Source organism: Geotalea sp. SG265, from assembly GCF_022808985.1.
Taxonomy (GTDB): domain Bacteria; phylum Desulfobacterota; class Desulfuromonadia; order Geobacterales; family Geobacteraceae; genus Geotalea.
The window spans coordinates 263,324-281,729 of sequence record NZ_JAKZFT010000004.1 but is presented as its reverse complement, the minus strand read 5'-3'; the positions used below and the strand labels follow the sequence as shown (position 1 = coordinate 281,729).

15 protein-coding genes are annotated in these 18,406 nt (G+C 57.6%); 8 read left to right on the top strand and 7 right to left on the bottom strand.

The genetic code is table 11. The annotated features are described in order from the left end of the window. Positions 1 to 6: 6 nt before the first annotated feature. Positions 7 to 843: a phosphate ABC transporter substrate-binding protein gene (locus tag ML541_RS07105; RefSeq protein WP_243371937.1), complete on the top strand. Its 837-nt coding sequence runs from the start codon at positions 7 to 9 to the stop codon at positions 841 to 843. Positions 844 to 855: 12 nt separating this feature from the next. Here the strand turns inward: ML541_RS07105 and pfkA are convergent, their stop codons facing one another. The 3 genes from pfkA to ML541_RS07090 are packed head-to-tail and all read right to left on the bottom strand — an operon-like array spanning position 856 to position 5,631. Then, on the bottom strand, positions 856 to 1,815 hold the full coding sequence (gene pfkA / locus ML541_RS07100; protein WP_243371936.1) for a 6-phosphofructokinase: 960 nt from the start codon (positions 1,813 to 1,815) through the stop codon (positions 856 to 858). Beyond that, on the bottom strand, positions 1,815 to 3,131 hold the full coding sequence (locus ML541_RS07095) for a replication-associated recombination protein A (RefSeq protein WP_243371935.1): 1,317 nt from the start codon (positions 3,129 to 3,131) through the stop codon (positions 1,815 to 1,817). The genes pfkA and ML541_RS07095 overlap by 1 nt, the downstream gene beginning before the upstream one ends. After that, positions 3,118 to 5,631, bottom strand: coding sequence for a glycogen/starch/alpha-glucan phosphorylase (locus tag ML541_RS07090; protein ID WP_243371934.1), 2,514 nt, complete (start codon positions 5,629 to 5,631; stop codon positions 3,118 to 3,120). The genes ML541_RS07095 and ML541_RS07090 overlap by 14 nt, the downstream gene beginning before the upstream one ends. Positions 5,632 to 5,741: 110 nt before the next feature. Here ML541_RS07090 and ML541_RS07085 point away from each other — a divergent pair, with 110 nt between their 5' ends. From ML541_RS07085 to ML541_RS07070, 4 genes are all read left to right on the top strand, one after another. Continuing rightward, complete coding sequence (locus tag ML541_RS07085) at positions 5,742 to 6,596, top strand: NAD(+)/NADH kinase (RefSeq protein ID WP_243371932.1); 855 nt, start codon at positions 5,742 to 5,744, stop codon at positions 6,594 to 6,596. A 105-nt stretch (positions 6,597 to 6,701) separates the two neighbouring features. Further along, the gene (gene recN / locus ML541_RS07080; RefSeq protein WP_243371930.1) at positions 6,702 to 8,363 is read left to right on the top strand and encodes a DNA repair protein RecN; all 1,662 of its coding nucleotides are present in this window, start codon (positions 6,702 to 6,704) and stop codon (positions 8,361 to 8,363) included. Positions 8,364 to 8,388: 25 nt separating this feature from the next. Further along, on the top strand, positions 8,389 to 8,838 hold the full coding sequence (locus tag ML541_RS07075) for an N-acetyltransferase (protein WP_243371928.1): 450 nt from the start codon (positions 8,389 to 8,391) through the stop codon (positions 8,836 to 8,838). Positions 8,839 to 8,848: 10 nt separating this feature from the next. Next, positions 8,849 to 10,186 (top strand): TldD/PmbA family protein, encoded by a 1,338-nt coding sequence (locus ML541_RS07070; RefSeq protein ID WP_243371926.1) that lies wholly within the window; start codon positions 8,849 to 8,851, stop codon positions 10,184 to 10,186. Positions 10,187 to 10,229: 43 nt separating this feature from the next. On the opposite strand, the gene ML541_RS07065 is transcribed toward ML541_RS07070, so the two are convergent. The 4 genes from ML541_RS07065 to ML541_RS07050 form a co-directional block, all read right to left on the bottom strand. Further along, positions 10,230 to 10,502, bottom strand: coding sequence for a metalloregulator ArsR/SmtB family transcription factor (locus tag ML541_RS07065; RefSeq protein WP_243371924.1), 273 nt, complete (start codon positions 10,500 to 10,502; stop codon positions 10,230 to 10,232). Positions 10,503 to 10,588: 86 nt separating this feature from the next. Continuing rightward, positions 10,589 to 11,563, bottom strand: coding sequence for a dipeptide ABC transporter ATP-binding protein (locus tag ML541_RS07060; RefSeq protein WP_243371922.1), 975 nt, complete (start codon positions 11,561 to 11,563; stop codon positions 10,589 to 10,591). Continuing rightward, the gene (locus ML541_RS07055; protein WP_243371920.1) at positions 11,560 to 12,522 is read right to left on the bottom strand and encodes an ABC transporter ATP-binding protein; all 963 of its coding nucleotides are present in this window, start codon (positions 12,520 to 12,522) and stop codon (positions 11,560 to 11,562) included. The genes ML541_RS07060 and ML541_RS07055 overlap by 4 nt, the downstream gene beginning before the upstream one ends. A 127-nt stretch (positions 12,523 to 12,649) precedes the next feature. Next, complete coding sequence (locus ML541_RS07050; protein WP_243371918.1) at positions 12,650 to 14,716, bottom strand: HD domain-containing phosphohydrolase; 2,067 nt, start codon at positions 14,714 to 14,716, stop codon at positions 12,650 to 12,652. 344 nt (positions 14,717 to 15,060) lie between these two features. On the opposite strand from ML541_RS07050, the gene ML541_RS07045 reads away from it, so the two are divergent. The 3 genes from ML541_RS07045 to tgt are packed head-to-tail and all read left to right on the top strand — an operon-like array spanning position 15,061 to position 18,388. Further along, positions 15,061 to 16,218: a SpoIID/LytB domain-containing protein gene (locus ML541_RS07045; RefSeq protein ID WP_243371916.1), complete on the top strand. Its 1,158-nt coding sequence runs from the start codon at positions 15,061 to 15,063 to the stop codon at positions 16,216 to 16,218. A gap of 2 nt (positions 16,219 to 16,220) precedes the next feature. Further along, complete coding sequence (gene queA, locus ML541_RS07040) at positions 16,221 to 17,252, top strand: tRNA preQ1(34) S-adenosylmethionine ribosyltransferase-isomerase QueA (protein WP_243371913.1); 1,032 nt, start codon at positions 16,221 to 16,223, stop codon at positions 17,250 to 17,252. Between the two features lie 8 nt (positions 17,253 to 17,260). Next, positions 17,261 to 18,388 (top strand): tRNA guanosine(34) transglycosylase Tgt, encoded by a 1,128-nt coding sequence (gene tgt, locus ML541_RS07035; protein ID WP_243371911.1) that lies wholly within the window; start codon positions 17,261 to 17,263, stop codon positions 18,386 to 18,388. Positions 18,389 to 18,406: the final 18 nt, after the last annotated feature.

Genomic DNA, 18,406 nt, shown 5'->3' with positions numbered 1-18,406 from the left:
TAAGCCATGGCCCCTTCAAAGTACACATTCCTTCCGTTTTTCATTCTCTTTTCCCTGCTGTTCTTTACAGTTTCCGACTCACCGGCGGCAGATCGCCTCTCCGGAAAACTGCTCATTACCGGCTCCGGAACCATGGCGCCGCTCATCTCGGAAATGGCCAGATCCTTCGAGCGGCTGCACCCGGGGGTGACCATAACCGTCCAGGGCTATAATTCGACCAGAGGCTTGAGCGATACCCGAAGCGGCAGGAATTCACTCGGCATGGTATCGCGGGTGCTCCAGGGAACGGAACGGGACCTGAAGGCTTTCCCCGTTGCCCTGGATGCCATCTGTTTCATCGTTTCCAGCAGCAGCCCGGTGAAAAAATTGAGCAGAGCGCAATTGACGCAGCTTTTCACCGGAAAGGTAAGCAACTGGAAGCAATTCGGCGGCGGCGATCAGCCGCTCAAGGTATTACTGAGGGACGACCGGCGATCTTCCACCAAGATAGTCGCCGAATACCTGCAGACCCCGGTTGCGCAGCTGCAGGGTGTTCTAATTCCTGCCCAATCGACCGTCACCATCAAGGCGGTAGCCAAAAACAGCGGCGCCATTGGCTATGTTTCCTTCGGCGAAGCCTACCGCTACTCAAGCCAGCAGGGGAAAATACGCATGATTGCTCCAGACGGGCAAGTTCCCACCAAGGCCGCCATCCTCAACGGCTCGTATCCGTTGATCCGCGTCCTGACCCTGGTATCGAAAGGTGAACCGACCCCGCTCGCCCGGGAATTCATCAAGTACTGCCGCTCCAAAGCCGTTGCCGACATTGTACAGGCCTTCGATTTCGTCAATCTGGAATTGTAAAAGCTGGCTCTGCTATATCCCCAACACCTCCGCCAGGCGAAGCATTTCGTCGTGCGGCTTCTTCTCACCTTCGACCACGTCTTCCAGGGAGGTGGTGATGATGGAGTTGTTGGAGAGGCCTACCATTAGCCCCTTTTCCCCCTCCAGGAGCAGATCCACGGCATTTTTCCCCAAGCGGCTTGCCAGGAGTCGGTCGAAGACGGTGGGGGCGCCGCCGCGCTGGTAGTGCCCCAACACCGTGACCCTGGTTTCGAAGCCGATGGCGTCCTTGATGCTGTCGGCGATCTGGTGGGCGTTGCCCGCCCCTTCAGCGAGGATGATGATGGCGTTGTCGCGCCCTTCCTCGTAGCGGGCGCGGAGCTGCTGGCAGATCTCCGAGAGGTCGAAATCTCGTTCCGGCACCAGGGCGTATTCGGCACCGGCCGCAATGGCGCTGATGCTGGCCAGGTATCCCGAATTGCGCCCCATGACCTCGATGACGAAGGCCCGGGCGTGGGAGCTGGCGGTGTCCTTGATGCAGTCGACGGCGTAGATGATGTTGTTGAGGGCCGTATCCACCCCCAGGGCCATGTCGGTGTAGGGGATGTCGTTGTCGATGCTGGCTGGGATGCCGATGACGGGGAAGCCCAGGTTGTGCAGGGCCAGGGCGCCGGTTAGGGAGCCGTCGCCGCCGAGGATGATCAGACCATCCACCCCCAGCTTTCTCAGGTTTGCCAGGGCCTGCTGCTGTCCCTCCGGGGTGCGGAATTCGGGGGAGCGGGCCGACTGGAGGAACGTTCCCCCGCGGTGGAGGATTCCAGACACCGCCTTGGAGTCGAGCGTGATGTAGTCGGCCTTCATCAGTCCGAGATAGCCCTTGCGGAAACCGATCATGGCCAGATTATGCCGTAGACCGCTGCGGACTGCGCTGCGGATGGCGGCATTCATCCCGGAGCAGTCGCCGCCGCTGGTGAGGATGCCAATTTTTTTCATTACTCCTCCCTTTTCTTCCCTTTCAGCCATTCCATCCGCTCTTTGATGGCCTTCTCGTAACCGTAGCCGGCGGGCCGGTAATAGGTGCGCCCCTTGAGCCGTTCGGGCAGGTACTCCTGCTCCACGTAGCCTTCTGGATGGTCATGGGCGTAGCGGTAACCGGCGTGGTAGCCCAGATCCTTCATCAGCTTGGTGGGGGCGTTGCGGATGTGCATGGGTACCGGCTGGGCGCCGCTCTTGCGCACCTCGGCCAGGGCTTCGTCGATGGCCAGGTAGGAGGCGTTGGACTTGGGGGCGGTGGCCAGGTAGGTCACAGCTTGGGAGAGGATGATGCGACCTTCGGGCATCCCCACCATCTGGAACCCCTGCAGTGCCGCGACTGCCACCTGCAGTGCCCGGGGGTCGGCATTGCCGATGTCTTCTGAGGCGAGGATCACCATGCGCCGCAGGATGAAGAGCGGGTCTTCCCCCGCCTCTATCAGCCTGGCCAGCCAGTAGACGGCGGCATCAGGGTCGCTGCCCCGCATGGATTTGATGAAGGCGGAGATGACGTTGTAATGCTCCTCTCCCCCCTTGTCGTAGAGGAGCGGCTTCTTCTGTACGGCTTCACGGGCGGCTTCAATGGTGATCATGCCCTTTTCCGCCAGCCTGGCCGCAGTTTCCAGGGTGTTCAGGGCGATCCTGCCATCCCCCCCCGCCTGCTCGGCAATGTAGTCCAATGCCTCGTCGTTGAGGGTCAGCTCCAGGTTTCCCAGACCCCGTTCCCGGTCTGTTAGGGCATTGACGATGATCTTTTTCAGGTCGTCGTCGCCCAGGGTGTTGAGCACCAGCACCTTGCAGCGGGAGAGGAGGGGGGCGATAACCTCGAAGGAGGGATTTTCCGTGGTGGCGCCGATGATGGTGAACACGCCGCGCTCCACGTAGGGAAGAAAGGCATCCTGCTGGCTCTTATTGAAGCGGTGGATCTCGTCCACGAAGAGGATGGTTCTTTTCCCTCGGAATTTGCGGACCTCCTCCGCTTCCTTGACGATCTCGCGGATCTCCTTGATCCCAGAGAGAATGGCGGAGAAGAAGATGAAGTGGGAACTGGTGGCACCGGCGATGATGCGGGCCAGGGTCGTTTTTCCCGAGCCGGGGGGGCCCCAGAAGATGAGGGATGTGAGCTGGTCGCTCTCGATGAGCCGCCGCAAGAGCTTTCCTTCGCCGAGGAGCTGCTCCTGGCCCACATACTCGGCAATGGTCCGGGGGCGCATCCGCTCGGCGAGGGGGGCTTCATTTACGGCGTCGTCCGCCGCCCTTTTGTCAAAAAGATCCATGGGTGGAGGGGTCGCCCTGGCGGGATTCGGCGCCCTTGACGCAGACCGGGGTGATTCCCCAGATGTCGCGGGCGTACTCGTCAATGGTCCTGTCGCTGGAGAATTTGCCCATGCCTGCTGCATTGATGATAGCCCGCCGGGTCCATTCGGCTTGGTCCCGGTAGATTTTGCTCACGTCGTCCTGGCAGGCCACATAGGAGGTGTAATCGGCCAGAAGCATGTAGTAGTCCCCCTGGTTCAGCAGAAGATCGACGATGGGGCGGAAGATGTCCGGAGCGGTGGGTGAGAAGAAGCCGCCGGCAATCTGGTCCAGCACCCGGCGCAGTTCGGGAAGCTTGTTGTAGTAGTCGCGGGGATTATAACCTTTGCTCCTGGTGGCGGCGACCTCATCGGCAGTCAGCCCGAAGATGAAGATGTTTTCCCTCCCCACCTCTTCCATGATTTCGATGTTGGCGCCGTCCAGGGTGCCGATGGTCAGGGAGCCGTTGAGGGCGAACTTCATGTTGCCCGTTCCCGAGGCCTCAGTGCCGGCGGTGGAGATCTGTTCGGAAAGGTCGGCTGCCGGGAAGATTTTTTCCGCAAGGGAGACGCTGTAGTTGGCCAGGAAGACAACCTTCATTCGATCACCGATTTCCGGGTCGTTGTTGACGACGGCGGCGACGGCGTTGATGAGCCGAATGATCAGTTTTGCCGTGGCGTAAGCGGGGGCGGCCTTGCCGCTGAAGATGAAGGTGCGCGGGACGAAATCGCCGTCGGGGTTTTCCTTGATGCGGTTGTACATGGTGATCACGTGGAGCACGTTCAAAAGCTGGCGCTTGTATTCGTGAATCCGTTTCACCTGGCAGTCGAAGATGGAATCCACATTGATTTCGATGCAGTTGTGCTTGAGAATGTAGGCGGCGAGCTTCTCCTTGTTGTGCCTCTTCACTGCCTGCCAGCGGGCGGTGAATTCCGGGTCCGCGGCGACCGCCTGCAATTTTTGCAGCTCGTAGAGATCGGTGACCCAGCCGTCGCCGATATAGTCGTCGATCAGTTCGGCAAGGGATGTGTTGGACATCTTCAGCCAGCGCCGCTGTGTGATGCCGTTGGTCTTGTTGTTGAAGCGCTCTGGGTACATATCGTGGCAATCCCGGAACAGCTGGTGCTTGATGATTTCGGTATGCAGCGCTGCCACGCCGTTTACCGAATGGCTGCCGACGATGGCCAGATGGGCCATGCGGATCTTCCGCTCCCAGTGCTCTTCCACGATAGACATGCGGGCCAGGCGGGAGTTGTCGCCGGGGAAACGTTTTGCCACCTCTTCCAGGAACTGCTTGTTGATGTCGAAGATGATCTGCAGGTGTCGGGGAAGGATCTGCTCGAAAAACCAAACCGGCCACTGCTCCAGTGCCTCTGGGAGAATGGTGTGATTGGTGTAGGCGAAGGTTTTCCTGGTGATATCCCAGGCGTCGTCCCACGCCACGTTTTCCAGGTCGAGGAGCACCCGCATCAGTTCCGGAATAGCCAGAGCGGGGTGGGTGTCGTTGAGCTGGATGGCCACCTTGTCCGGCAGGAGCTTGAAGTCGGTGTGCTTCTTCTTAAAGCGGTAGATGACGTCGTGGATGGTCGCCGAGGCGAGGAAATATTCCTGTTTGAAGCGGAGTTCCTTCCCCTCGATGACGTTGTCGGCCGGATAGAGCACCTTGGAGATGGTCTCCGTCTGCATCTTCTTTTCCACGGCACGGATGTAGTTCCCCTCGTTGAAGAACTTCAGGTCGAAGTCACGGCTGGACTTGGCGCTCCACAGGCGCATGGTATTGACCGTGTTGTTCCTGTAGCCCGGAATAGGTGTGTCGTAAGCCATGGCCATGACATCTTCCGTGTCAACCCATTCGTGCACGATCTTGCCGAACTTGTTGGTGGTGGTAATCACCCGGCCGTAGAACTTCACCGGATGCAGGTGTTCCTGGCGGTCCAGCTCCCACGGGTTGCGGTAGCGGAGCCAGTTGTCCGGGAGCTCCACCTGTGCACCATCTACGATCTTCTGCCTGAAAATGCCATATTCGTAGCGGATGCCGTAGCCGTATGCGGGAATGGACATGGTGGCCATGGAATCGAGGAAGCAGGCGGCCAAGCGGCCTAGACCGCCGTTGCCGAGCCCCGCGTCCTGCTCCTCGTCGAAAATTTCCTCGAAATCGTACCCCAGAGAGGTGATGGCTTCCCGGAAATCTTCCAGGATGTCCAGGTTGATCAGGCTGTTGATCAGTGACCGGCCTATGAGGAATTCCATGGAAATATAGTAGATTCGCTTGTTGTCGCTGTTGTAGTAGGCCTGCTGGGTGTCGAGCCAGCGCTCGACCAGCTTGTCCCGCACGACATAGGCAAGGGCGTTGAAGGCGTCGTATTTGGTGGCAGTATATTTGTCTTTGCCGAGGGTATATTCAATATGTTCGAGGAAGGACTTGATGATGAGGATGAGATTATCGAGTTCGGGGGCCGGATGGGCTTCTTGTTGGTTCATAGGCTTCCCTCTGTCCGGAAGTGCGGTTGCCGTGGACTTTCCATTGGACATGGTGGTTGAGATGTGCTAGTAAAGCCTTATTTTTTATACCATAGATAAAGGCTCGCGCCATGAAAAAAATAGCGATCTTCGCCAAGGTCCACGACCCCCGTTGCGTGGGCATAGCGGAAGAGCTGATCGAATGGCTGGTGGCAAAGGGACTCTCGCCGATGGTGGAATCTCACCTTGCCAAGCACGTTGGCTCTGCCTATTCTGCGGAACGGCAAGATATCCAGGAAGAGGCCGACCTGGTGGTTGTGCTCGGGGGGGATGGCACGCTGATCTCTGTGGCCCGCCTGGTGGGAGACCGGCAAGTACCGATCCTGGGGGTCAACCTGGGGAGCCTGGGATTTCTGACGGAAATTACCCTGGCGGAGATGTATCCTGCCCTGGAGCGTTGCCTCAAGGGAGACTACGAGGTCTCCGGGCGGATGATGCTGCGCGTCTCTCTTCATCGGGAGGGGGAGGAGATCGAAGGACATCAGGTCCTGAACGATGTGGTTATCAACAAGGGGGCTCTGGCCAGGATCATAGATCTGGAGACGGAAGTGGATGGCCGCTATCTTTCCACCTTCAAGGCCGACGGCCTGATCATCTCCACACCCACCGGTTCCACCGGGTACTCCCTGTCGGCAAACGGACCAATCGTCCACCCCCAGCTGGACTGCCTGCTGATGACCCCCATCTGCCCCCATACCCTCACTAACCGTCCCATTGTCGTTGCCGGTGATGCCCTGATTTCCATTACCCTGCAATCGGTCAACGAGGACGTATTCCTTACTCTGGACGGACAGGTGGGGTTCGAGCTGAAACACGGCGATCAAATATGTATCCAGAGGGCCGAGCATCAGACCCGGCTGGTCCAGTCACGGAGCAAGGATTACTTCGAGGTGTTGCGAACCAAGCTGAAATGGGGCGAAAGATAAAATCGGTTCTATGTTTTTACCTTGAACATAGAACATAGAACATAGAACATAGAACATAGAACATAGAACATAGAACATAGAACATAGAACATAGAACAGGTTCTCATGCTTACCGACCTTTCCATCAAAAACATCGCCATCATCGACAACCTGACGGTTTCCTTCCGCGGCGGGCTCAACATCCTCACCGGGGAGACCGGTGCCGGCAAGTCGATCATCATCGATGCCGTCAATCTCATTCTCGGTGGCCGCGCTTCGGCTGACCTCATTCGTGCCGGAGCCGAAGAAGGGACCGTGGAAGCCATTTTTGACCTGGCGGGCTACCCTTCGATCCTGGCCGAGCTGGAGAGGATCGGCATCGAGTGCGATGGGGAGCTCCTGATCAAGCGAGTCGTTTCCAGGTCGGGCAAGAACCGGGTCTTCATCGGTGGCGGGCTTTCGACCATCGCTATCCTGGCGGAAATTTCCAGACTGCTGATAAACATTTACGGCCAGCACGAGGCCCAGACCCTGCTCAAGCAGGAAAACCACCTGCTGCTCCTGGACGGATACGGGGGGCTCCTGGACCGGCGCCGGGAGTTCGCCCTCCTCTATGATGAATACCGGCAGGTTGATGGTACACTCAAGGCATTGGAAGAAGGGGAGCGGGACGCTGCCCATCGCTTGGACCTAATCTCCTTCCAGTCGGACGAGATCGGCGCTGCTGCCCTGGCCCCCGGCGAGGAAGAGGAACTGGAGCAGGAGCGGACCCTGCTTTCCCATGGGGAAAGACTCCTGCAGAATAGCCAGGAAGCTTTCGTCGAATTGTACGGCGCGGATGATGCGGTCCTCGGGCGGCTGGCCCAGGTCAAAAGGCGCCTTGCCGAGGTCATTGCCATCGATCCTTCCATGGAAGGCAGCCTGGCCTCCCTGGATGCGGCCTCTATTCAGCTGGAGGATGCGGCGCTTGCATTGAGAACCTATGCTGCCAAGATCGAAGCCGATCCGGAGCGCCTGCAGGCTGTGGCGGACCGGCTGGAGCTAATCCAGAGATTGAAGAAGAAATACGCCCCCGACGTGCCTGGTATTCTTGCCTACAAGGAAGCCGTCGACCGGGAGATAGAGACGCTGCGGTCGCGGGAGGAAAACCGGGATGGGCTGGTGAAGCGGCTCGGGGAGTTGGAACAGGCCGTAAAGACAAAAGGGGAGGCCTTGCACGAGGAGCGTTCCGCTGCGGCGGAGCGGCTGGCAGCGGCCATGGAGAAGGAGCTCTCGGAGCTGGCCATGAGGAACGCCCGCTTTCAGGTGGCTTTCGAAGGGCTCTCCCAGCCTAGGTCAAGCGGGCTCGATCGCGTCGAGTTCCTCTTTTCCCCAAACCCCGGGGAATCGCCGAAGCCGCTGGCCAAGATAGCCTCCGGAGGGGAGCTGTCACGGCTGATGCTGGCATTGAAACAGCTCCACCCGGAAAGCGACGTGCCGACCTTGATTTTCGACGAGGTGGATACGGGCATTGGCGGAGCAACCTCGGCTCTCGTGGGGGAGAAGCTTAAACGGGTGGCGGCGGGACAGCAGGTCCTCTGCATTACCCATCTTCCCCAGGTGGCTGCCTACGCCGATCTCCATTTCAAGGTGGAAAAGAAGGTGGAAGAGGGAAGGACGGTGACGTCCGCTACCCCCCTGGATCGGGAAGACCGGGTGGCGGAAGTGGCGCGGATGCTGGGGGGCATCAAGATCACCGACACCACCCTTGACCATGCCCGTGAGTTGATAGGGGAGTCGCTGAAGTAAGCGGTACCCGCCAGAAAGGAACGCCATGCTGCGCAAAGCCGAGATCAGTGATGTCAAGGAAATCCAGAAGCTTCTGACTTTCTACGCCTCCCGTGGGGACATGCTCTCCCGTTCCCTGGCAGAGCTTTACGAGTCCATTCGGGACTTCAATATATTCGAGATCGATGGGCGCATTGTCGGGACCGCTGCCCTGCATATCGTCTGGGAGGATCTGGCCGAGGTCCGTTCGGTGGCGGTGGCCGACGACGCCGGCCGGAAAGGCATCGGCACCCAGGTGGTGCAGGCATGCATCGACGAGGCACGGGCACTGGGGCTGAAGAAGGTCTTCTGCCTCACCTACAAGCCCGATTTTTTTGCCAAATTAGGCTTTCACGTCGTCGATAAGTCGGAGCTCCCCCACAAGGTTTGGGGAGACTGCATGAAGTGCGTGAAATTCCCCGACTGTGATGAAATTGCCATGATCCTTGAATTCTGAGGGAGAATATATGGACTTCGACCTTCACGCGGCAAGAATAGAAAAGCTTCTCAAGGCCCGTGCCCTTGACGGTTACGAGATCATGCTCGGGGCTTCCCGCAATCTCTCCATCGAGGTCAGGGAACAGAAGGTTGACACTTTCAAATGCTCCGAGCCGGTGGGGGTCGGCATCCGGGTCCTCAAGGACGGCGGCATGGGATTTTCCTTTTCCACGAGCATGGACGACAAGGATCTGGAGCGGATGGTGGCCAATGCTGTAACCGGTGCCGAATTCCAGACCAAGGACGCATGCAACTGTCTCCCAGGACCTGCAGCCTATCCGCAACTGTCCGGTCTGGCGGATGAGAAGTTGGCAGGCGTCGGGGAGGAGGAAAAGATTTCCCGTGTCATTGAACTCGAGCGGCTCACCCTGGCCGAGGATCCGCGCATGAAGAAAGTGCGCAAGAGCAGCTACGGTGAGTCCCGCTACGAGGTGCTGATCAGGAATTCCCGAGGCGTAGAGGGAAATTACAGTGGCACGTCCGTTTCCTGCAGTGTCTCAGCCGTGGCCGAAGAGGACGGTGACTCCCAGATGGGCTGGGATTTTGGCTTCAGCAACTATTTTGACAAAATCGATGTGGCGGTTATCGCAAAAAACGCCGCCGCCAAGGCGTCGGGCATGCTCGGTGCTCGCGCCATGGCTACAATGAAATGTCCGGTCATCCTGGATAATTATGTTGCAGCCGAGGTGCTGGAGGTGCTGGCGTCCTCCTTCCTCGCCGAGAACGTGCAGAAGGGGAAATCGATTCTCGCCGGCAGGAAGGGAGCTCGTCTCTTCGCCCAAGATATGATAATTGTTGATGATGGGCTCCTCGCGGGTGGAATGGCCACTACCCCCTTCGACGGGGAAGGGGTGCCAGGTCAGAGGACCGTCCTCGTCGAGGACGGCGCGGTGCAGGGCTTTCTTTACAACAGCTACTGTGCCTGTAAGGATGGGGTTGCTTCCACGGGTAATGCGGTGCGTGGCGGCGTCAAGGGACTTCCCCGCATGGGGGTGACCAACTTCTTCATCGAAAATGGCGTGACCCCCACGGCAGACCTAGCCAAGGGGGTGGAGACGGGGGTGCTCCTGACCTCGGTAATGGGGATGCACACCGCGAATCCGGTTTCAGGGGATTTTTCCGTGGGTGCGGCAGGGTATTTCATCGAGAACGGTATGGTCGCCTACCCGGTCAAGGGGATCGTCATTTCCGGGAACATCCTCGACCTGTTCCATGACGTATCCGGGGTCGGCAACGATCTGCGCTTCTTCGGGGGGGTCGGGTCCCCGTCACTGAGAATTGAAGGACTGGACGTGAGCGGAAAATAAAAATCCCCGACGGGCGGGGATTATGGCAGATTGCAGGTATTTTTCAGAGGACGGCGATCAGTTTCTTCGCCAGCGGATGCACCACCGTGTAGTGAACCTCCACACCCTCCCGCTTCCCTTCGATGATCCCCTTGTTCTTCAACAGCGCCAGGTGCTGGGAAACCGTTGCCTGGGGCAGCCCTAGACATTCCCAGATATATTTGACGTTACATTCCTTGGTACAGAGCCCGGCAACGATCTTCAGTCTGACCGGGTGGCCGAGGACCTTCAATACTTCCGCTTCCATATCGAAATTTCTTGTCTTGTCGAATTCCACATCGCCTCCGGTGCTGGGATACTCAATGGCAAAGCGTCTAATGCTATAGAGATTAAATCATTTTTTGTCAATAAAAAAGGTTTTGATTAGCGGAAGAGCTTGGTGCTGAAATGGCACGCTGCCAGGTGGGCCGCTTCCTTTTCCTCCAGGGGGGGAGGATCCGTCCTACAGATGTCCTCCACATAGGGACAGCGGGTATGGAAAGGGCAGCCTGCGGGGGGATCGACCGGCGAAGGAAGGTCCCCCTGCAGGACGATTCGAGCTGTTGTTCTGTCGGGGGCAATGCGCGGCACCGCCGAGAGCAGGGCCTGGGTGTAAGGATGGAGAAACCGGTCCAGCACCTCGTCCCTCGTGCCCGTTTCGACCACCTTTCCCAGATACATGATGGCTATACGGTCGCTCAGGTGACGGATGACGGAGAGATCGTGGGTTATGAAGAAGAAGGAAAGCCCGTGCTCCCGTTTCAGCTCCATGAGCAGGTTTATGATCTGAGCCTGGATCGAGATATCCAGGGCGGAGACCGGTTCGTCGGCGATGAGCAGCTTGGGTGAGACGGCAAGTGCGCGGGCGATGCCGATCCGTTGCCTTTGCCCCCCCGAAAACTCATGGGGGTAGCGATAGAAATGCTCCTCCGACAGGCCGACCTTTGCCAGAAGGCCGAGGACTAGCTCCCGTTTGCGAGCGCCCGCCGCCAGCCCGTGTACGGTGAACGGTTCGCCGACGATGTCTCCCACCCGCATGCGCGGGTTAAGGGAAGAGAAGGGGTCCTGGAAGATCATCTGCACGCTTTTGCGAAAGCGGAGCCGCTCATCCCTGTCCATGAGGTTGAGGCTTTTGCCCTCATAGGCAATGGTTCCGGAGGTGGGGGGCATGAGCCCCATCAGGAGTCTTGCTACCGTGGATTTGCCGCATCCCGATTCTCCTGCTACGCCGAGGGTTTCCCCCTTGCCGACTCGCAGATCCACACCATCGACAGCCTTGAGCAACTGCGGCTTTCCGAATCGGCCGGTTTTGACCGGGAAATGTTTGACCAGGGATGTTGCCGTAATGAGGTCGTTCATCGAACCTTCCAGCAGCGGACAAAGTGGCCGCTGTCAATTTCTTTCATTTCCGGCTCAGCTGTTTCGCACTGCCAGTCCTTTGCCGGGCAGCGGTTGCAAAAGCCGCAGCCGGGCTGGCGGACCAGGAGATCCGGAACCGATCCGGGGATGGTATGCAGTGGCTGGCCAGGCCTGGCGTCCTGGGGCAGGGACCTGAGCAGACCCTCCGTGTAGGGATGCCCCGGGTTATGGAATAGCTCACGTGTCGGACCGTATTCGACGATCTTTCCCGCATACATCACCGCCGTACGATGCGAACGCTCGGCCACGATTCCCAGATCATGGGTGATGAGGATGAGCCCCATGCGATTTTTGCTTTTCAGCCGGTCCATGAGCTCCAGTATCTGTGCCTGAATGGTCACATCCAGCGCCGTCGTCGGTTCGTCAGCGATGAGAAGCTCCGGGTTGCAGGCAATGGACATGGCGATCATGACCCGTTGCCGCATCCCTCCGCTCATCTGGTGCGGATATTCATCGAATCTCCCTTTAGCGGAACCGATTCCCACCTGTTCCAGCAGGCCGATGCCCACCTCCCTGGCCTCCCGCCGGGAGAGCCCCCGGTGAAGCCGCAGCCCTTCCATGATCTGATTGCCGATGGAAAGCACCGGGTTGAGCGAGGTCATGGGCTCCTGAAAGATCATGGCGATCCGGTCGCCACGGATCTTGCGCATTTCTTCACCATCGAGTTTAAGCAGGTCCCGGCCGGCAAAGACGATTTCTCCGGCGGCAATTTTTCCGGGCGAGGGAATCAGTCCCATGATGGAATAGGCGGTGACACTTTTACCGCAGCCCGATTCGCCGACAATGGCCAGAGTCTCTTCCCGGTCGAGGGAAAAGCTGACGCTGTCCACAGCGCAGAGCGTACCCCGGGGAACCCTGAAGGTGACGGTGAGATTTTTTACCTGAAGCAGAGTTGACATGGGGATTACCGCTGGAAACGAACAGGAAATGAGCTGAAATTTCAGATTGTTATACCATGATTCGGCGGGAGGGGCAAATGGTTTACGCCGGAAGGCCCGGCGGGAGAGGGTTCTGCAGGTAGGCGGGTCAAGCGGTGGCTGCGGTTTTGACTCTGCTGTTCTGGAATTGCGAGTCCTTGAGAAGTTCCACGAAATGGGGCACCAGTTCGGGATCGAACTGGCTGCCGGCATTGCTGTACAGCTCGTTGATGGCCACCTCGACCGGCAGCGCCTTACGATACGGGCGATCGGAGGTCATGGCGTCGAAGGCGTCGGCTATGGCCAGGATGCGCGATTCGAGCAGCAGTTCCGCCGCGGGGATGGAGTTGGGATAGCCATGGCCGTCGTAGCGTTCGTGATGCTGACCGATGCAAAGCCTGACGTCCTGAAGGAACTCGATCGGCTCCAGGATCTTCATGCCGATGGTGGGATGCTGCTGAAGGTCGTTGATGTCGTCCGCCGTCAGCCGTCCTTCCTTGTGCAGCAGGGTCAGGTCGATGCCGATCTTACCTATGTCATGGAGAATGGCGGCCCTTTCGATGACCTTCAGTCTGTCCTGGGGCAGCTCCAGTTTTTTGGCCAGTTCCAGGCTATAGTAGGTAACCCGCTCGGAATGGCCGCGGGTGTAGCTGTCGCTGGCCTCGATGGCGGAGACGAGAGCCTGTATGGTATTCAGGTAGGTCTTCTGCTGCTCGTCATATAGCTTGGCGTTCTTGATGGCGATACTTGCCTGGGCGGCAATGGTTGAAAAGAGTTCCAGTTCCTCGTGATTATAGGTGGAATTGTCGATCTTGTTGACGACGGTAATGGTACCGATTATCTCGTTTTTGACGATGAGAGGCGCGCAGATCAGCGTTTTTCGCTCATAGCCCATGGAACTGAGACGGTCGAATTCGGGAACCTGGTTGATATCGGCAATGAGGAGCGGCTTTCCGTTTTCGATAACCCAGCTGGATACGCTGGACGGCGTCATGGGCAGTACCGTGCCTGACGGGGAGAGCCCTTCGTGTCCGATCAGGGTCGTGATGACCATCTCGTGCCGTTCCATGTTATAGAGGATAATGTAGCCGATCTGGGCGCGAAGGGTATCCATGCTGGTTCTTACAATCAGCTTGAAGAGGCTCTCCGTTTCCATGGTGGAGTTTATGGCGAGACCGACCTTGTACAGCGTGGATAGTTTCGAGACGGCATTTTCCAGGGTGGTGTTCTTGTCTTCCAGTTCCCCGGCCAGGTCGGCGATCTTGTAATTTGCCTCTTCTATTTCCTCGATTCGTTCTTCGAGGGTGATATTGAGATTTTCGATTTCCTTGATCTGCTCTTCCAACTTCTGGTTCATCAGGTGGGTTTCCCGGTGGTGGCTCAGTTTTTCCTGGGCTCGGGCCAGTTCCCGTTCATGGTTGATATTTGTCTCCATCATGTCCTGGAACCGCTCGACCATCCGGTTGAAGCTCTGGGAGAGAATTCGCATTTCGTTGCTGCTGGTTATCATGGTACGCTGGTCGAAATTCCCATTTTCCACCGCTTCCATATTGGAAATGAGCTTCCTGATCGGTTTGTCCACGTAGAATATAAGGAAAATGGACACGACAACGATGATCATGGCTATGATCAGGACGGTCGAAACGGCGGCGGTCCGTTTTTCCCTGTCGAGGAACCGCTCCATATATCCCATTGATAGTTCAGTTTCCAGGAAACCGAGGGTTTTAAGGCTCGGACTGTGGCATTTGTAGCAGAGGGGATTGTTGGCGATGCGGGCGAAGGAATGGAAAACCTGCCGGTTCTCGGATAGGGTGAACTTCTGTTGAAAGTTGCTCTTCAGCTCCTGGCGTTCGCGCTCCGGCAGGAAATGGCCGATTTCCGCCTGATCTGCAGAATTGATGATCTTTCCCGACTCGTCGACGATGCGCAGGTTAGAGATGAATTCCTTTGAACGGAGGCGGCTGAAAATGGCGCTGATCTCCTGGGAGCGGCCGGAGCGCATGGCATCGCTGATGCTGTTCTTCACCGTCTCGTTCAACACGCTGGTGTTGTACGTGGCCATGTCGTAGAGCATCTCTTTCTGGTGCCGATAGGCAATGTAGGAGACAAGGGAAACGATGCCTATGATGGTAAGGGTGATCAGCCCGATTATTTTTATCTTGAGAGAATTGATCATCTATCTACTTTTTTACTCATGACTGCTTCCGTTCTCATTTTGCCGACGGACTTATGTGATTTGACGGTTAGTTGCTCTTCATTTACAAGGTCTACTTTGTCCAGGGATGGACTTACTGAAGTATTCCGGGGCTACCGGTTGTTCCCCATCGGCAGTATTAGCGGCGTTTACAGTGGCTGTCGTGGTCCGTGCCGACAGAAGGGGCCGTGACGGTGGTGAGCCGGTTTCGGGAGTGCCGGTCGATGTCCTGGTGCCCCGTGTTTCTTTAATGAATAAGCAAATCGCTTGCCAAGCGTCAAGTAAAATCAGGCTCATTGGAATCATAAAATTATTGACTTTAGCCCATGTTCTATGGTCTTATCGACCAGTTTAACGGCCGTATCAAAGGTAACTCCTTGAGAATTTTCAGCATCATAATCCTGTTGGTCTTTTTTCCGGCGGCAGTCCTCGGTATTGACATGAGGCCTGAAACCATACGGGTGGCGGTTCTCAAGGGGGTCGAGAATTTGACGCTTGAAGGGAGCGGCATTCTGCTCATGGACGGCAACGGACAGCCGTTGCGGCTCGATACGCCGATCCAGGTGAAAAGAACCCGGGACGGCATTGCGGTAAACAACAGGAAGGTCGGCGGGCTGAAGGCAACGGCCCCAGCCTCCCTCCTGGTCAACGGCAAAGGGTATCGGGGCGTGTTGGAGATTCTCCCTGCCGACAGGGGCCTGCTGGTTGTTGACGAACTTCCCCTTGAAGATTATTTGGTCGGCCTGATCAACTGCGAAATATCTTCCCAATGGCCCATTGAGGCCGTAAAAGCGCAGGCGGTCATCGCCCGCTCCTATGCCGTTTATCAGAAAGCTGCCCGAAGAAACGCCCTGTACCATCTGGAATCCAGCGTCATGGATCAGGTCTACGAAGGAAGCGATATCGAAGACAGCCGGGCGATCCGCGGTGTAAGGGAGACAGCCGGCGAGGTGCTTACCTACGCCGGCGCCGTCATTCAGGCCTTCTACCATTCCAGTTGCGGCGGGCACACGGAGGCTGCCGAGAATGTCTGGGGAAATGCCGTTCCATATCTTACCGGTGTCGACTGCAAATACTGCCTTCCTGCACCATCGGTCAGATGGGAGCAGACCATTCCGTTGAAAAAACTGGAGTCTCTCCTGAAAAACGCGGGGTTTCAGGCGGCAGGCCTGCGGGAGATCAGGCCCGGACGTCGTAACCGGAGCGGACGTCTGCAGGATTTAGTAATTGTATCAGCAAAGGGACGTTTGATCGCCAGTGCCGTCAATTTCCGTAAGGCTGTGGGATACAGCACCATCAAAAGCACCAATTTCGAAATCCGGGGTCAGGCTGACGAAATAACCTTCACCGGTATCGGTTACGGCCATGGGGTCGGCCTTTGCCAGTGGGGGGCCAAGCAGCGGGCAGGCGACGGTTTCGATTACCGGGAGATCCTTTCCTATTACTATCCGGGCACCCGGTTGGAAAAGATACCGGCAAACTAACCATGCAGCTTAAGGATTTTTATTACCATCTCCCGACGGAGTTGATAGCGCAGGAACCTGCGCAGCAGAGGGAAGCGGCCCGCCTTATGACCCTAGACCGGAGGAGCGGCGAGATCGGTGAAGGAGTTGTCGCCGATATGGCCGGTCTTTTCGTCGAGGGGGACCTGCTTGTTATCAACGACACTCGAGTGATTCCGGCCAGGCTCCTTGGACGGAAGGAAACCGGCGGCAAGGCGGAGGTATTCCTGGTCAGGCGCAGGCCCGGAGCGGGCCAGGTGTGGCAATGCCTGATAAAATCATCCAAACCTCCGGTTCCCGAATCGTCCATTCATTTGGCAGAGGGGGTGACGGCCCGCATCGTGGAACGTGACGGACAGGATTCATGGCTTGTTTCCTTTTCTCCCGAGGAGGGGTTTCTCGACCGTCTCGACAGAATCGGCAACATGCCCCTTCCTCCGTACATACGCCGTGCCGCCCGTACCGATGACGGAGAACGTTACCAGACGGTCTTTGCCCGGGAACGGGGTGCTGTGGCAGCGCCCACCGCAGGACTCCATTTTACCGAGAGTCTATTGCAACAGATCCGGGAGCGGGGCGTCGATATCGTGCCGCTGACCCTGCATGTGGGACTCGGCACCTTCATGCCGGTCAGGGTGCAGGAGTTGCGCGAACACCGCATGCACCGGGAATATTACCGTATACCGGCGACAACGGCACAGGCGGTCACCGACCGCAAAAAGGCGGGGAAACGGGTCATTGCCCTCGGTACCACGACCACCCGGGCTCTGGAGCACGCCGCCGCCGCGGATGGCAGCCTTGTGGCAACGGAAGGGGAGGCGGACATCTTCATCCTTCCCGGTTATGAATTCAAGGCGGTAGATGCCCTGATCACCAATTTTCATCTGCCGGAATCGACCCTGCTGATGCTAGTATCCGCATTTGCCGGGAAGGACAAGCTCTTTAACGCGTATGCCGAGGCAGTACGGAGAAAGTTCCGCTTTTTCAGCTACGGCGACGCCATGTTCATCCATTGAAGGTTTACTTGCCGGCCATTACGTTCGATCTCATAAAAACCTGCAGCGTGAGCTCTGCCAGGCTTGGTTCCTTGACAACACCCCACGGCAGCTTCGAGACCCCCATATTCATGCCGGTGGGGACCCAGGCGACGGTCAAAGCCATGACCCCGGAGGAACTGGTTCAGGCGGGAAGCCGGATCATTCTGGCCAACACCTACCACCTCTACATGCGTCCCGGCCATGAGCTGGTGGCGCGACTCGGTGGGCTCCACAAGTTCATGCACTGGGACGGGCCGATCCTGACCGATAGCGGCGGATTTCAGGTCTTCAGTCTTGGTGAACTGCGCAAGATCACGGAGGACGGGGTCAAGTTCCAGTCGCACCTGGACGGCTCCTATCATTTTATTTCGCCGGAGACATCCATCGCCATCCAGGAGGCCCTGGGGAGCGACATCATGATGTGTTTCGACGAGTGTCCTCCGTATCCGGCGGATTACGCCTATGTGGCCAGGTCCATGGAGATGACGACGCGCTGGGCGTTACGCTGCAAGAATGCCAAACGGCGGGACGATCAGGCGCTCTTCGGCATCGTTCAGGGGGGGATGATGCCCGAATTGCGGGAGCGGAGCGCCGCGGCATTGCAGGAGATAGGCTTCGATGGTTATGCCCTGGGAGGGGTGTCGGTAGGGGAAGAAAAGGCGCTCATGCACGAGGTGATGCAGTTTTCGGCACCATTCTTTCCGGCGGATAAACCCCGCTATGTCATGGGCATTGGCGCACCCGAAGATCTGATCGAAGGGATCAATGCCGGCTTCGACATGTTCGACTGCGTCATGCCCACCAGGAATGCCCGGAACGGCATGGTATTCACCTCCTTCGGCAGGCTGAACATCAAGGGTGCACGGTATGCGGAAGACACGCTTCCCATAGATCCGGAATGCGACTGTTACGTTTGCAGGAATTACAGCCGCGCCTATCTGCGGCATCTGTTCCGTAGCGGCGAAATACTGGCGTCACGCCTTAATACCTGGCATAACCTGCACTATTACCTCTCGCTGATGTCAGCGGCGAGAAAGGCCATTGCCGAGGATCGGTTTCCCCGGTTCCGACAGGAGTTTTACAAAAAAAGATCCACTACGGACGGTTGCACTTAGCATTTTTTTCCGCCCCCG